The organism is Ruegeria sp. AM1 (genome assembly GCF_056540745.1).
On the sequence record NZ_JBQFXH010000040.1, the window covers coordinates 1 to 939 of the forward strand.

3 protein-coding genes are annotated in these 939 nt (G+C 60.9%); all 3 read left to right on the plus strand.

Annotated features, from left to right (window positions below; all coding sequences use genetic code 11):
• The first annotated feature begins 81 nt into the window (after positions 1–81).
• The 3 genes from ACR0I7_RS20065 to ACR0I7_RS20075 are packed head-to-tail and all read left to right on the plus strand — an operon-like array spanning position 82 to position 865.
• Positions 82–384: an urease subunit gamma gene (locus ACR0I7_RS20065; protein WP_480514143.1), complete on the plus strand. Its 303-nt coding sequence runs from the start codon at positions 82–84 to the stop codon at positions 382–384.
• Between the two features lie 17 nt (positions 385–401).
• On the plus strand, positions 402–563 hold the full coding sequence (locus ACR0I7_RS20070; protein ID WP_480514145.1) for a hypothetical protein: 162 nt from the start codon (positions 402–404) through the stop codon (positions 561–563).
• Complete coding sequence (locus tag ACR0I7_RS20075; protein WP_480514147.1) at positions 560–865, plus strand: urease subunit beta; 306 nt, start codon at positions 560–562, stop codon at positions 863–865. The genes ACR0I7_RS20070 and ACR0I7_RS20075 overlap by 4 nt, the downstream gene beginning before the upstream one ends.
• Positions 866–939 lie beyond the last annotated feature (74 nt).

Below are 939 nucleotides of genomic sequence, written 5' to 3' on the forward strand. Positions count from 1 at the left end.
GCTTTGCCCTGCGCCGCGCCTTGCTGCCGGTTCTTCGCCTGCTGAACAACAACACTTTGCCCCGATGCTGGATGCTCTGACATGAACCTGACACCCCGTGAAAAAGACAAGCTGATGGTTGCAATGGCCGCTGAGATCGCCCGGAAACGACTGGCGCGCGGCGTCAAGCTGAACCACCCCGAAGCCATCGCCCTAATCACCGACGCCGTGGTCGAAGGCGCGCGCGACGGGCGGTCCGTCGCCGACATGATGCAGGCCGGGGCCGAGGTGATCACCCGCGATCAATGCATGGAAGGTGTCCCCGAGATGGTCCACGAGGTTCAGGTCGAAGCCACCTTTCCCGACGGCACCAAACTCGTGACCGTTCACAATCCCATTCGATAACTCAGAAAGGATCAATCATGGCCCGTATGCTCTTTCCCGCCTTCGTTCTCGCTGGCCCGGCGGCCGCACATACCGACACGCACATCCACGCCCATAGCTCAGACTACGCGACTCTCATGGTCGGTCTAGCCGTGGCGGCACTGGCCGTGGTCGTGGCAATTTCGAAATCGCAAAAATGATCCCCGGAGAGCTTTTCCCGGCCAAGGGCAACATCACCCTCAATGCCGCTGTGCGAACGGTTGCCCTAATGGTGGCGAACACGGGTGATCGCCCGGTTCAGGTGGGGTCGCACTATCATTTTGCGGAAACCAATCCAGCGCTGGATTTCGACCGGGCGGCGGCGCACGGGATGCGGCTGGACATCGCGCCGGGTACAGCCGTCCGGTTCGAACCCGGACAGAGCCGCGAGGTCATCCTGATCCCCATCAGCGGGGCACGTCGGGTCTATGGGTTCAATCAAAAGGTTATGGGGGCACTCTGATGCCAGCAACGATTCAACGCTCTGACTATGCTGCCATGTTCGTCCCGACTACGGGTGACAAACTGCGTCTGGTC